The organism is Thermoanaerobacter kivui (assembly GCF_000763575.1).
In the GTDB taxonomy this organism is placed as follows: Bacteria; Bacillota; Thermoanaerobacteria; order Thermoanaerobacterales; family Thermoanaerobacteraceae; genus Thermoanaerobacter; species Thermoanaerobacter kivui.
Map to the genome: position 1 here is coordinate 725,470 of NZ_CP009170.1, position 12,964 is coordinate 738,433.

Here is a 12,964-nt window from a genome sequence, read left to right on the forward strand (position 1 = left end):
TTCTATTGAGCAACTATGATCCTTCTCTTCTGGAACAATGGGACAAACAGTATGTTTGGCATCCTTTTACCCAAATGCAGCAATATCTCCGGGAAAAACCCCTGATCATTGAGCGGGGAGAGGGCAGTTACCTGATTGATGTAGAGGGGAACCGCTATTTGGACGGTGTATCCTCCCTTTGGGTTACTGTCCACGGCCATTGTCACCCGGAATTAAACCGAGCCATTAAGGAACAATTAGATAGCATCGCTCATTCAACCCTCTTAGGTATTGCCAATGTACCGTCTATCTTGTTGGCTAAGAAATTAGTGGAAATTACCCCGCCAGGATTAAATAAAGTTTTTTACTCTGATAATGGAGCTACAGCGGTGGAAATTGCCCTCAAGATGGCCTTTCAGTATTGGCAACAAAAGGACGGCGGTCGTTATCGTAGAAAAACCAAGTTTATATCTTTGGTCAATGCTTACCACGGAGACACTATTGGTTCAGTAAGTGTCGGGGGTATACCCCTTTTCCATAACATTTTCAAACCACTACTCTTTGAGTGTTTACACGCCCCTGCGCCATATTGTTACCGGTGCCCTTTGAGTTTAGAAAGGGAAAGTTGTAAGATGGCCTGTCTTAATCAGTTGGAAAGGTTGATGGAAGAGCACTGTGAGGAGGTTGCTGCCCTCATCATTGAGCCTTTAGTCCAAGGGGCGGCGGGCATGATCACTGCTCCGGATGGTTTCCTTCGCCGGGTGCGGGAATTGTGTTCAAAGTATAACATTCTGCTCATTGCCGACGAGGTAGCAGTAGGTTTTGGCCGTACAGGTCGTCTCTTTGCCTGCGAGCACGAAGATGTAACTCCCGACTTAATGTGCCTAGCTAAGGGTATTACTGGAGGATATCTTCCCTTAGCTGCTACCTTGGTCACCGATGAGATCTACAGAACCTTTTTAGGCGAGCCGGAGGAATGTAAGACTTTTTACCATGGACATACCTACACAGGTAATCCCTTAGCCTGCGCTGCGGCTTTGGCCAACATTGAGCTCTTTGAAAAAACAGACTTGTTAGCCTCTCTCCAATCTAAAATTGAACTTTTACGCCGGGGGCTAAATAAATTCTGGGATTTACCTCATGTAGGAGATATCCGTCAACGAGGTATGATGGTAGGTATTGAACTTGTGGTAGATAAAGAGACCAAAGAGCCTTATGACATCAAGGAGCAAATAGGTCACCGAGTTATCTTGGAGGCTCGTAAGAGAGGGCTCATCATTCGGCCCCTGGATAACATCATTGTTCTCATGCCTGTGTTGTCCATCTCTAAAGAAGAACTAAACCGCGTTCTAGAGATTGTTTATGAATCTATAGAGGCAGTAACTGGTAAATGAGAGGAGGAATGGGTGCATGGAAAAGAATCTGATGTGGAAGAAGATTAAAGAAAAGACTCTTCAAGGAGAAGGTATATCTCAAGAGGAAGCGTATTACCTGGCTAGCTGGCCAATGGAAAAATTAGGAGAGATTTTTTATCTTTCTCGCCAAGTTCGGGAACGCTTCGGAGGGAGAAATGTAGAACTATGTGCCATTATCAATGCCCGTTCGGGTTTATGTAGTGAAGATTGCCACTTTTGTGCTCAATCATCACGTTTTAAAACTGGTGTGGAAGTGTATCCCCTTATTGATGTAGAAAAAGCTTTAGAAAAAGCCCAGCGCATGGAAGCTGCTGGAGTAAAGCGTTTTGCTTTAGTTACCAGTGGTAAAGGCATCGGTGAAAGGGATTTTGAAAAGGTATTAGAAATCTACCAGGTTCTAAAAACTAAAACTCGCCTAAAGCTGTGTGCTTCTCTGGGGATTATTGACGAAGAGAAAGCTCGTCGTTTGAAGGAGGTGGGGGTTACTTCCTACCACCATAACTTAGAAACTGGACGAAGCTATTTTTCTAAGATTTGTACTACTCATACCTTTGAAGAGAGAGTGGCTACTATTCAAGCCGCCCGGAATGCGGGGCTAAATATATGCTCTGGAGGAATTATTGGATTGGGGGAAATTATGGAACATCGACTGGAAATGATTTTTGAGCTAAAGAAGCTGGGAGTGATGTCAGTGCCGGTGAACATTTTGAATCCCATTCCTGGTACACCTCTTGCTAATCAGGAACGTCTTTCAATAGAAGAAATTCTCAAAACCTTAATTCTTTTTCGCCTTATTATTCCGAGAGCTGTTTTTCGTTTATGCGGTGGTAGGGAGCGAGGGTTAGGAGAGAACCAAAAAGAAGCCTTAGTAATGGCTGTAAATGGCTTGATGGTTGGCAATTACCTTACTACTTGGGGCAACAGAATCCAAGAAGACTTGGATATGATCGCTGAGGTAGGTTTAAAGGTGTTAGTTTAATTTCTCTCTGCAAGAAGGATTAGAAAAAGTTGTTACAAGGAAATCCTGGTAAGTGACCAACACTCTAATTTGATAAATTTGAAATACAAGGTAATAGTAAAGACTTGTTATAGAAGTGATATATAGAGAGGAGTTTGAATGCAATACAGAAGAATAAATAACAGTGTAGTGTTGTAAAAGTCAATATATTTTGTACAAAAAGTGGCATATAATTTTGTACAAAAAATGTACTAAGATACATTAGAAGAACTGTTAAAATATTCAACTTTTGACTTTAATCTATATGAAGGCCCTTTTATTGATATAACATGCGAATAATGAAGTAATCTATCTGATATTGCGTTAGCTATTGTCGCTGATCCAAATACCTCTGCCCTATCATTACTTGGTAGCGGAGATAGATACTCCTTTTCTTTTTCCTTCCAATCTACCTGGGTTTGTTTCCCAGCAGGAGTTTCAAATCTTGGATGACCACTTGCCTTTTTAGTAGGTTTCAGTCCCTTTCTCTTTACATATTTGTTGAAATTAGAATATGTTCCAATATCATAATTTTTAGAAACAAAGTATTCGTATACTCCCTTTACCGTAACCCCCTTTATCTCAAGCTTTGCTTTTATTTCATCATAATATTTATCTAATTTGCTTGCTTATTTCTTGTTTTTGGTTTGCCTTCATATCCTTCATAATACTTTTTAACAAAATAATTATTTACTTCCTACTTGATTTATGCCATATTATTTATTTATCGAAAATTATTTTCTACATTCAAGCAGGATTTTTAAAATTTATAAAGAATATATAATGTATAGATAGGTGGTGTTGGGTATGGGAGAAAATGGGAATGTTTTAATTAAAGACTTAGAGAAAAAAGATAAAAAGATATTTTCTTTTTGGCTTCAAGATGTAAATGTAGTTAAGTTTTTGATTGATTTGTTTAAAATATCCCGAGAGAAAGACAATGTTTTAAATATACCATTTGGGAAAAACAGAAAGATGTTTGTGTTAGAAACCAAGGAAGGTTTTAAATTGGGATTTTGTGTGCTTTACGATATTGATTGGCAACAGAAGAAATGCAGTATGTATATTTATATTGAAAAAGGAGAAAATGTCAATCTTGAGACTGCTCAAGAAATAATCAATTCTCTGTTAAAAAAAACTGTTTTGAAGTACAATTTAAAGGATATTGAAGTTCATACAAAAGATGACGTTTTAGCTAAATGCTTTAACAATGTGGCGGACTTTAAAAAAGGAGAAGATGGATATAGCTTTAGAATAGCTTTAGATGAAATAAAACTTCCTGTAAATATGGCCCAATAGGGCCTTTTGATTTTGCGTTTTTTGTATTATAATTTATATTAAATTTGGCAGGTAGAGGTGTTTAGATGAATATACCAAATTTTCTTACACTGGTTAGATTTTTTCTTATACCGCTTTTTGTATACACTTTTTTTTATGTGCCTAATGGCAATACATATGCTGTGGCGATTTTTATATTGTCAGGAATTACAGACATTTTAGACGGATATATAGCGAGGCATTACAATCAAATAACTAAGATTGGGACTTTGCTTGACCCTCTTGTGGACAAACTTATGATACTTACTGTTCTCACGAGTCTGTGGTTTAAGGATATAATTCCTTTTTTCATCATTTTTATTTTGATGATAAAAGAGCTGTCAATGATAATAGGGGCGGCAATACTTTATAAAAAACAAGAAGTTGCCATCCCTGCTAATAAATACGGCAAGGCTGCAACAGCTTTCTTTTATGTTGCTATAATTTTTTCAATCTTTGAATGGCCCTATGGATTTACCTTGATGATTATAGCACTGCTGTTAGCTATTTTAGCCTTTTTTATCTATGCTTTTGAATTTTATAAAAGGAGCAGAAAAAATTAAACTTTTTATGGGAAAAAGTCGATATAAAAATAATATAACACATTTGGGGGGAGATACATTGAAAAAAGCTATAAAATTCAAAAAAAGACGTGATATAGATGCACTACTAAACCTAAAAAAACAGGTAAGACTCTCAAGCTTACAAACAAAATTGAGTTTAATGATTATAATTATTGTGATTTCATCTTTAGCATTGAGTGGGTACATATTTTAGATTTTCTTCTAAGGAAATCACTAATGCAACTTTGTCTAATATGGCTAATAGGGTTGGTTCAGTAAATAAAGAGTTAGCTCTTTATTTAGAAGGAGTTGCCAATAAACTCAATTATTTCGCAAAAGATGATTCTAATTTGATGATTAAAGGAAATACAGGAGAAGAAACAGCTGACCGCATAAATAACGTGCTCATTAAATTAAAAAATATGACTCCAGATGACGCTTTGATTTATTATGGGACAGCTGATAAGAAGATTTTCACATTTCCTCACGTGGATTTAAACCCTGATTTTGATCCCATTATGCAGTCGGCAGATAAAAGTATTGAGAAGCAAAAATCAAGCTGTAAAGGATACGCAAAATGCTTTTGGCGAATTTGAGAATTTTATAAACAGCATTTCTGAAATGATAAATAACATAAATTCCTTAATGAATAGCATGGAAAAGGAGAAAAACGAGATTGTTCAGTCGATGGAAAACATCTCTGGAATTTCAGAAGAAACGGCGGCTTCTACTGAGGAAGTAAGTGCTTCTACGGAAGAGCAGCTTTCAGCTGTGGAAGAACTTAAAGAATCTGCAAAGAATTTAGAAGAAGTGGCTTTAAAATTAGATGAAGCTGTGAAGATTTTTAAAATTTAAGATTTAGGAGCGCTTAGAAGCTTTTAAGCTTTTAAGCGCTTTTTTATGCTTAATTTTGTTTATAACATCTTGTATGATAAAATAGTTTATGCGTAATGGAGTCTCTATACCATAGGGGGGTGTTAATTATAAATACCAAGGATAAATTGCAAAAGTTAAAAGACTATATACATAATTTGGATAACGCATTGATTGCTTTTTCTGGAGGGGTAGATAGTACTTTTTTGGCTAAAATAAGTTACGATGTCTTAGGAGATAGGGTATTGGCTGTTACTGCTACTTTTCCAATGTATTCTAAAAGCGAATTAAAAGAAGCTATAGACATTGCTAAAAAAATAGGAATTCCCCACTTGGTTGTGGAGTTTAATGATATTCTTGAAATAGAAGAATTTAAAAAAAATCCTTTAAATAGGTGCTATATATGTAAATCCAATTTATTTTCGAAATTTAAAGCTATTGCTAAAGATAGAGGCCTAAATTACGTTTTGGAAGGGACAAATGCTGATGATGTGTCTGATTTTAGGCCGGGAAGAAGGGTTTTAAAAGAATTGGGAATTTTGAGCCCTTTGCTGGAATGTGGTATAAAGAAAGAAGAAATAAGAATTTTGTCAAAAGAGATGAATCTTCCAACTTGGGATAAGCCTTCTTACGCTTGTCTTGCTTCCAGAATTCCTTATGGTGAAGAGATAACTTATGATAAGCTTTCTATGATAGAAAAAGCAGAAGAGGGTTTGAGAGATTTAGGTTTTTCAGGATTTAGAGTGAGATACCATGGAGATGTTGCAAGGATTGAACTTCCAAAAGAGCAGATGGATGCAATATTTGAAAAGAGTGTAAGGGAGGAAATTGTAAAGAGGCTTAAAAATGCTGGGTTTAAGTATGTAGCACTGGATTTAGAAGGATACAGAACTGGTAGCTTAAATGAACCGCATGTGAGGGTGGTAAAAGATGTACAGTGAGAAAATATTACAAGTTTTAACACAGTTTAAACAAAATAAAATAACAACAGAAGAAGCATTGGAGGCTTTAAGAAAGCTCCCTTATGAGGATTTGGGTTTTGCAAAAATCGATTATCACAGGGAGATAAGAAAGGGATTTCCTGAAGTAATTTTTTGTGGGGGAAAGACTCCACAGCAAGTCAAAGAAATCGCTTTTAATATGTACAAAAATGGGAGCGATGTTTTAGGGACAAGAGCTTCCCACGAGCATTTTGAGGCGGTAAGAGAACTTTTAGAAAAAGCAGTGTATTATGAGACAGCGAGAATTATTTCTATAAGAAATACTCCTCCTAGAAAGACAAAGGGGATAATTGGAGTGGTGGCTGCCGGCACTTCTGATTTAGCGGTTGCTGAAGAAGCTGCAGTTACTGCAGAGCTCATGGGCAATACCGTAAAAAGGTTTTACGATGTAGGAGTTGCAGGTTTGCACAGGCTTTTGGATAAGATTGAGGAGATTAGGGAATGCCGCGTGATAATCGCAATTGCTGGCATGGAAGGGGCACTTCCTACTGTGTTAGGAGGTTTAGTGGGCTCCCCCATAATTGCTGTACCTACCAGCGTGGGATACGGTGCAAATTTTCACGGTTTGTCCGCTCTTTTGGCTATGCTTAACTCCTGCGCCAGTGGAGTGAGTGTTGTAAATATTGACAACGGTTTTGGAGCGGCGTATTCTGCCAGTTTGATAAATAAAATAGGGGAGGAAGGAAAGTGAAAGTAGTGTATTTTGATTGTTTTGCAGGAATTTCTGGCGATATGACTATTGCTTCACTATTATCTCATGTTGATGTTGGGGAATTTAAAGATAGATTAAAAGGAGTAGCTTTAACTAATTTTGATGTAGAAATAGGAGAAACACAGAAAAAAAGCATTAGTGCCAAGACATTTAAAGTGATATACGATGAGACCCATCACTATCATCACAGACATATGAAAGACATAAGAGAGATTATTGAAAAGAGCGACTTGGAAGATGAAGTAAAGAGGATGAGCATTGAAATGTTTGAAAATCTGGCAAAAGCAGAGGCAAAAGTGCATGGAAAATCTCCCGAAGAAGTGCATTTTCATGAGGTTGGAGTGGTAGACTCTATAGTGGATATAATAGGTACGGCGATACTTATAAACATGATAAAACCGGAGAGAATTATTTCTTCGCCGATTCCGATAAGTTCGGGATTTGTAATGAGCCAGCACGGTCTTATGCCTGTACCTGCTCCAGCGACAGCAGAGCTTTTAAAGGGAATACCTGTGTATCAAAGCGATGTAAAAGGTGAAATTGTGACTCCAACAGGTGCTGCTATTGTAAAAACTTTGGCAAATGAATTTGGCGGTATGCCCGATATGACGATAAATTCTGTTGGATATGGTGCTGGTACAAAGGATTTAGAGATACCAAATGTTTTGAGGACGTATGTAGGAGAGGAAGAAGTAAAAAAAAACCTGAGACATTGATGGTTTTGGAGACAAATATAGATGACATGAATCCAGAGTTTTATCAGTATTTGTTTGAACTGCTTTTTAAAAATGGAGCATTAGACGTGTTTTTGACTCCTATTATAATGAAAAAGCAAAGGCCGGGAACACTCCTGACTGTAATTTGTGAAAATGAAAATGCAGATAAATTAAAAGAGATAATATTTAGAGAAACTTCTACTTTTGGCATAAGATACTACGAAGCTTTAAGGCACAAGCTTGATAGAGATTTTTCAGTTGTGGATACTCCTTACGGGAAGATAAGAGTGAAAAAAGGCTATTTAAATGAAAAACTTATTAAGGCGTATCCTGAGTATGAGGATGTTAAAGCTATTGCTGAAAAGACTGGAATTTCAATTAGCGATATTTATAGAAATGTGATAAGACATATTGATTTGCTATTTTTTAAAGATTGAAAGCGGGGTTAACCCGCTTTTAATGTGAAATAAAAAGTGGTGCCTACTCCTTCTTGACTTTCTATTCCATATTTGCTGCCGTGCAATGTCAATATTTCTTTTACTATTGCAAGGCCAAGGCCTGTTCCTGATTTGTTTCCTTTGTAATATCTGTCAAATATGTGTTCCAAATCTTTTTGAGGGATGCCGCATCCTGTATCTGATATTTTAATTAAAACATTTTTATCCTGTGGTATTGCCTCTATTGAAAGAGTTCCTTTTTTTGTCATGCTCGCTATAGCGTTGCTTATTATATTTATAATGGCTCGCTTTATCATTTCTCTATCTGCCATTACTTTGAGTTTGAGATTGTTCACTTTTACATTGATATTTTTTTCCAAAATTTGAATTTCAAATATGTCTAAAATCTCAGAAATCAGTTTTTCTAAATCTATATTTTCTTCTTTTATCTCTACCATTCCTGACTGAAGTTTAGAAAGTTCTAATACATCGTCTACTAATTTAGACATTCTTTCTGTCTCTTTGATCATCGTATTTAAGTATTTTTCTCGCTTTTCTTTGTCATCTCCATAGTAGTCCAAAAGCATTTCAGAATATCCCCGTATAAGGCCAAGAGGTGTTTTTAAGTCATGGCTTATGTTTGCAATCAAATCTTTTCTGAATTTATCTGTAATAGACAGCTGCTTTACCATTGTGTTCATAGATTTTGCAAGGTCTCCTAATTCATCTTCTTCTTTGTAATTTATTTTGACATCTAAATTTCCAGAAGCGATTTGGTGAGCAGCGTTTTTTAGTATTTGTATGGGTCGAGTAAATTTTTTTGACATATAGACGGATATAGATAATATGGCAATTAGTGTGATGACAAAAATCCACCAAAAAACTTGCTTAAAAAGATTGACAGAATCGTTTATAGCGGCGATAGGAATGCTCATTATTAAAGTAGCGGGTTTTCCGTTATATAAAAAAGGTCTTATGATTGAAAGGTATTCTATGTGCAAAAAAGGGTGTTCATATTTTACCACTTTTACGCTGTCGCTGGGGCGCAAAAGTGCTTCAGGGATTCCGAAACCTCTGCCGTATCCTCTATTTCCAGCTATTATTATGTTGTTTTCAGAAATGGCAATGACTCGAGCATTTGACTTGTCAATGAGTTCACTCATTAGTCTTTCGTCATTATTGTTTATTGCTTCAACGATTTTTTCACTGTAACTTTTAAGCTGGTTTATTTTGTAATAAGAGTATATCTTATTAATAAAAACTACCTGTGTCAACCAAAACAGTGATAATATGATGCCTCCAATCAAAAGATAAGAGATAAAAAGTTTCTTTTGTATTCCCTTCAATTTATTCACCATCCAATTTATAACCTATCCCCCATACTGTTTTTATGAGTTTACGCTTTTCTCCTAATTTTTCTCTCAACTGTTTTATATGGGTATCAACTGTTCTTAAATCTCCATAAAAATCATATCCCCATACTTCATTAAGGCACTTTTCGCGGGATACAACTTTTCTTTTATTATCTATTAAGAGTTTTAAAAGGTCAAATTCTTTTGGCGTAAGGTCAATTTTTTCTCCATCAACCGTGACTTCTCTAGAACTTACATTTATAGAAATTCCTTCATATTCTGTTTTCCCATCTTCTTCTGAAGCTCCATAAGTTCTTGACAAAATTGCTTTAACTCGAGCAACTACTTCTTTAGGGCTAAAGGGTTTTACGACGTAGTCGTCTGCTCCTAATTCAAATCCTAAAAGTTTATCATATTCTTCTCCTCTTGCTGTTATCATCATTACGGGCACTTTTGACTTTTCTCTAATTGTTTTTAAAAGGCTCCACCCACTTATATCTGGAAGCATTATGTCTAAAAGAATTATGTCTATATCTTTATGATGATTATTAAAATATTCAAGCCCTATTTTGCCATTTTCAGCTATCAGTACTTCGTATCCATTATTTTCTAAATAAGTTTTTAAAATATCTCTCATTCCTTCTTCGTCTTCAATTACTAAAACTTTTTGCATAAAAAACCACCTCCCATCTCTAGTTTAATTATTTTTTAATCAGTTTACAATATTTAAAATTAAACTTCACACTTTTCTCACAAATTATATAAAATTACTTCAAACTATTTGGGTATCATAAAGAATGAAAAGGAAAAATTTAAAAGGAGGTATCCATATATGAAGAGAAACAAATGGTTAATAGTTTTAGCAGTTGTATTGGCTTTGGCAATTCCTTTGACAGTTTTTGCAGCAAATACTGATTCACCACTGACAAACAGCATAAAAGGTTTTTTTGGAATTGACACATCAAAGCTTACACCAGAGCAAGAGCAAATAATTACAGATTACAACAAAAAATAGCCGACCTTGAAAAAGAGTTTATAAACAAACTCTTATCAGAAGGGCTTATAACTCAACAACAAGCAGATAATATAATTAAAAACATTGATAGCAAAGTTACGAAAGCAAATCAAGACAATGTTCCCTTCTTTATTGGTGGTGTAAGAGGATTTGACAAAGGATTTTTTGGAATAGGCCGAATTGATACTTCAAAGCTCACAGAACAGCAAAAAGCAGCTTTAACAGAAATATACAAACAAATGGCAGCACTACAAAAGAATGTAGTAAATAAGTTGACATCAGAAGGATTATTGACTCAAGATCAAGCAAACAAAATCACAAGCAAAATAGATAATATTGTGGCTAATATAGATAAAAATGGATTTAGCAGTTTTAAAGGCCTATTTGAAGGAAAAGATGGATTAGGGTTTATCTTAAGAGAAGTTGATCCTTCTAAGCTTACAGAACAGCAAAAAACAGAGCTGATGAATTATTTTAAACAAATGGCGCAGTTACAAAAACAATTAGTTGATAAATTTGTAAGCTTTGGAGTTATTACTCAGGACCAAGGTAATACGATTAAAAATAGAATTGATACAATGGTGAAAAATATGGAACAAAACGGATTGCCTCAAGGATTTTTCAAACATTTTGAAGGAAGAAGAGGAGATTTTAAAGGTAAATGGCAAAATGAAAATTGGCAAACCAATACTGCTCCTCAATGATATAGTAACCCTCTCTAATTGAATTTTTTGAATAAAAAGAGATGGTTAAATGCCATCTCTTTTCTATTTTTTTTGCATAGTAGGAACCCTCATATTACTCTAAAAAAATGTTCACACATCCTTCACAAATCCAATATAGTTATCTCAAACTAAAGGGTTATTATATAAATGTAGCAAATAAAAAATCAAAAAAGGAGTGTGGTTTTAAATGAATCTCAAAAAGGTAGTAGCAGTAGTACTTACAGGAGGTATGCTTTTAAGTGGAATAGCTGCTTATGCAGCCACAACTGGCAATACAACTGGTTCTTCAACGCCACGTCAATATTCTACGACAGCACCAAGATATGGAATGAGTAGAAATGCAGATTTTCTTGCAAAACTGACTGGCAAGACGACAGATGAAATTTTAAGTGAACTACAAGCAGGGAAGACATTAGTCCAAATAGCAGAAGAGAATGGCATAACACTTGACAATCTGAAAAAAGCTTTAATTGAGCAAAAAGAAGGGGTTATAGACCAATTAGTCAAAGATGGGAAAATAACTCAGGATAGAGCTGACACAATCAAAAAAGCCATTGAAGACAGAATAAATTCCTGGGATGGAACATGTCAATATGGTAAAGGTTCAGGTGCTGGCTTAGGTCTTGGATTTGGAAAAACAGGATTAGGAGCAGGTTTTGGTGCTAAAGGAGCACATAAAGGAGTAGGTTATAGGGGAGGAAACTTTGGACCAACTGTTCAGCAGTAGGGAAAAAAGGCAAGGGTTTAACCTTGCCTTTTTTCATAGGACTCTACAATAGGCTTTAACTTTAAAGTGAGATACGAAGCGATACTTGCCTTGATTAAATCGCCAGGTATAAAAGGAAGTGCCCCGACTAAAATGGCTTTTTTAAATGGCATTCCTGTAACAAAAGAGAGCTGAGTTACTCCTAAAATATAAACAAAAATTATTGCAAATAAGAGATAGCTTATAAAAATATTAATAAAATTTGCTTTTTTATTTTTTAAAGTCAAAGAAATTAAAAAAGCTGCAAAGGGCCAACTTAAAATATATCCTCCTGTAGGTCCTACTAAAACATTAAAACCTCCTGTAAGTCCAGAAAAGACAGGTATTCCAATTGCACCTAAAAGGTCAAAAATAAGAAGGCTTAAAAATGCTGATGTAGGATTTAAAAGTCCTCCAGCTAACATTACTGCAAAAGTCTGTCCTGTGATAGGTACTGGAGAAAAAGGTAAGGGTATTTTTACAAAACCCATTATAAAAGTAATAGCAGCAAAAAGAGAAGCTAAAATCATGTCTTTAGTTTTTATCATATTTTTCCTCCTCATTGTATTATTACAACAATTATTATATTTTTTTTAAAAAGAATTGTCAACTATTTTTGTATAATGGTTAACAATTCTTTAAAAAGTGGCCCTCTTAAATTTTTAAGAGGGCCAGTAGAATTTTAACTATCGCCATCATCAAATTTTAAATCTGCCATATCATAAGTGAATTCCGCTAAACGAACATTTATGAAAATCGGTATATCAGTTCGCATTGCTAAAGCTATCGCATCACTAGGTCTTGAGTCTAATTTTATAACTCTATCCCCTTGTTTTATATAAAGCTCTGCATAATAAGTGTCATCTTTTAAATCAGTAATTACAACTTTTTCAGGTTTTCCTCCAAGTTCTTCAATAGCAGATTTTAAAAGGTCAGGGGTTAAAGGGCGAGGCGGTGTAATTCCTTGAAGAGGGATAGCTATGTTTTGAGCTTCCAGTGGACCTATGACTATAGGCAAAACTTTCTTTTCCTCTTCATCTGTCAATAGGACGGAGAAATTTCCTTCCACGTCCATCGTAATTGCCTTAACACGAAATTTTAACATTTTTTACACCTC

General features: G+C 35.3%; 15 protein-coding genes and 3 pseudogenes. 12 read left to right on the plus strand and 6 right to left on the minus strand.

Translation table 11 applies throughout. From position 1 onward, the window contains the following. Positions 1-5 precede the first annotated feature (5 nt). Positions 6-1,373: an adenosylmethionine--8-amino-7-oxononanoate transaminase gene (gene bioA, locus TKV_RS03590; RefSeq protein WP_201769487.1), complete on the plus strand. Its 1,368-nt coding sequence runs from the start codon at positions 6-8 to the stop codon at positions 1,371-1,373. A 16-nt stretch (positions 1,374-1,389) separates the two neighbouring features. After that, positions 1,390-2,373, plus strand: coding sequence for a biotin synthase BioB (gene bioB / locus TKV_RS03595; RefSeq protein ID WP_049684780.1), 984 nt, complete (start codon positions 1,390-1,392; stop codon positions 2,371-2,373). A 230-nt stretch (positions 2,374-2,603) separates the two neighbouring features. Here the strand turns inward: bioB and TKV_RS13355 are convergent. Both TKV_RS13355 and TKV_RS12280 read right to left on the minus strand, forming a co-directional pair. Then, a pseudogene (locus TKV_RS13355) lies at positions 2,604-2,750 on the minus strand (ATP-binding protein); the annotation flags it as partial. Between the two features lie 30 nt (positions 2,751-2,780). Then, positions 2,781-3,070, minus strand: a pseudogene (locus TKV_RS12280) (IS21 family transposase); the annotation flags it as partial. Positions 3,071-3,198: 128 nt separating this feature from the next. On the opposite strand from TKV_RS12280, the gene TKV_RS03600 reads away from it, so the two are divergent. The 8 genes from TKV_RS03600 (at position 3,199) to larC2 (ending at position 8,010) form a co-directional block, all read left to right on the plus strand. Then, on the plus strand, positions 3,199-3,690 hold the full coding sequence (locus tag TKV_RS03600) for a hypothetical protein (RefSeq protein WP_049684781.1): 492 nt from the start codon (positions 3,199-3,201) through the stop codon (positions 3,688-3,690). Between the two features lie 65 nt (positions 3,691-3,755). Further along, complete coding sequence (gene pgsA / locus TKV_RS03605) at positions 3,756-4,271, plus strand: CDP-diacylglycerol--glycerol-3-phosphate 3-phosphatidyltransferase (protein WP_049684782.1); 516 nt, start codon at positions 3,756-3,758, stop codon at positions 4,269-4,271. Between the two features lie 254 nt (positions 4,272-4,525). Continuing rightward, complete coding sequence (locus tag TKV_RS13360) at positions 4,526-4,867, plus strand: hypothetical protein (RefSeq protein ID WP_049684784.1); 342 nt, start codon at positions 4,526-4,528, stop codon at positions 4,865-4,867. A gap of 25 nt (positions 4,868-4,892) precedes the next feature. Further along, entirely contained in the window at positions 4,893-5,126 is a 234-nt protein-coding gene (locus tag TKV_RS13365) for a hypothetical protein (protein ID WP_236617339.1), read from the plus strand. 128 nt (positions 5,127-5,254) lie between these two features. Further along, entirely contained in the window at positions 5,255-6,085 is an 831-nt protein-coding gene (gene larE, locus TKV_RS03625; protein WP_236617454.1) for an ATP-dependent sacrificial sulfur transferase LarE, read from the plus strand. Continuing rightward, positions 6,075-6,836, plus strand: a complete 762-nt coding sequence (gene larB, locus TKV_RS03630) for a nickel pincer cofactor biosynthesis protein LarB (protein WP_049684787.1) — start codon at positions 6,075-6,077, stop codon at positions 6,834-6,836. Before larE ends, larB begins: the two co-directional genes overlap by 11 nt. Continuing rightward, entirely contained in the window at positions 6,833-7,573 is a 741-nt protein-coding gene (larC, locus tag TKV_RS14100; protein ID WP_029687627.1) for a nickel pincer cofactor biosynthesis protein LarC, read from the plus strand. Before larB ends, larC begins: the two co-directional genes overlap by 4 nt. Further along, on the plus strand, positions 7,573-8,010 hold the full coding sequence (larC2, locus tag TKV_RS14105; RefSeq protein ID WP_029687625.1) for a nickel pincer cofactor biosynthesis protein LarC2: 438 nt from the start codon (positions 7,573-7,575) through the stop codon (positions 8,008-8,010). The genes larC and larC2 overlap by 1 nt, the downstream gene beginning before the upstream one ends. Positions 8,011-8,018: 8 nt before the next feature. Here larC2 and TKV_RS03645 read toward each other — a convergent pair whose 3' ends face one another. Continuing rightward, a complete protein-coding gene (locus TKV_RS03645) occupies positions 8,019-9,356 on the minus strand; it encodes a sensor histidine kinase (protein WP_173402347.1) in 1,338 nt (445 codons plus the stop codon). Position 9,357: 1 nt separating this feature from the next. Beyond that, a complete protein-coding gene (locus tag TKV_RS03650) occupies positions 9,358-10,035 on the minus strand; it encodes a response regulator transcription factor (RefSeq protein WP_049684789.1) in 678 nt (225 codons plus the stop codon). A 159-nt stretch (positions 10,036-10,194) separates the two neighbouring features. Between TKV_RS03650 and TKV_RS13930 the strand changes: the two are divergent. Both TKV_RS13930 and TKV_RS03660 read left to right on the plus strand, forming a co-directional pair. Next, a pseudogene (locus tag TKV_RS13930) lies at positions 10,195-11,081 on the plus strand (DUF2680 domain-containing protein). Positions 11,082-11,289: 208 nt separating this feature from the next. Continuing rightward, positions 11,290-11,829 (plus strand): DUF2680 domain-containing protein, encoded by a 540-nt coding sequence (locus TKV_RS03660; RefSeq protein ID WP_049684790.1) that lies wholly within the window; start codon positions 11,290-11,292, stop codon positions 11,827-11,829. A gap of 17 nt (positions 11,830-11,846) precedes the next feature. Here the strand turns inward: TKV_RS03660 and TKV_RS03665 are convergent, their stop codons facing one another. Beyond that, positions 11,847-12,395 (minus strand): biotin transporter BioY, encoded by a 549-nt coding sequence (locus tag TKV_RS03665; RefSeq protein WP_049684791.1) that lies wholly within the window; start codon positions 12,393-12,395, stop codon positions 11,847-11,849. A 134-nt stretch (positions 12,396-12,529) separates the two neighbouring features. Next, positions 12,530-12,952, minus strand: a complete 423-nt coding sequence (locus TKV_RS03670) for a bifunctional nuclease family protein (protein ID WP_029687617.1) — start codon at positions 12,950-12,952, stop codon at positions 12,530-12,532. Positions 12,953-12,964: the final 12 nt, after the last annotated feature.

Coding starts and splice junctions, on each gene's coding strand:
- larC2 (WP_029687625.1), top strand. CDS start 7,573: ATGGTTTTGGAGACAAATATAGATGACATGAATCCAGAGTTTTATCAG.
- pgsA (WP_049684782.1), top strand. CDS start 3,756: ATGAATATACCAAATTTTCTTACACTGGTTAGATTTTTTCTTATACCG.
- TKV_RS03660 (WP_049684790.1), top strand. CDS start 11,290: ATGAATCTCAAAAAGGTAGTAGCAGTAGTACTTACAGGAGGTATGCTT.
- TKV_RS13360 (WP_049684784.1), top strand. CDS start 4,526: ATGGCTAATAGGGTTGGTTCAGTAAATAAAGAGTTAGCTCTTTATTTA.
- larB (WP_049684787.1), top strand. CDS start 6,075: ATGTACAGTGAGAAAATATTACAAGTTTTAACACAGTTTAAACAAAAT.
- bioB (WP_049684780.1), top strand. CDS start 1,390: ATGGAAAAGAATCTGATGTGGAAGAAGATTAAAGAAAAGACTCTTCAA.
- TKV_RS03670 (WP_029687617.1), bottom strand. CDS start 12,952: ATGTTAAAATTTCGTGTTAAGGCAATTACGATGGACGTGGAAGGAAAT.
- TKV_RS03600 (WP_049684781.1), top strand. CDS start 3,199: ATGGGAGAAAATGGGAATGTTTTAATTAAAGACTTAGAGAAAAAAGAT.
- TKV_RS03650 (WP_049684789.1), bottom strand. CDS start 10,035: ATGCAAAAAGTTTTAGTAATTGAAGACGAAGAAGGAATGAGAGATATT.
- TKV_RS03665 (WP_049684791.1), bottom strand. CDS start 12,395: ATGATAAAAACTAAAGACATGATTTTAGCTTCTCTTTTTGCTGCTATT.
- TKV_RS13365 (WP_236617339.1), top strand. CDS start 4,893: ATGATAAATAACATAAATTCCTTAATGAATAGCATGGAAAAGGAGAAA.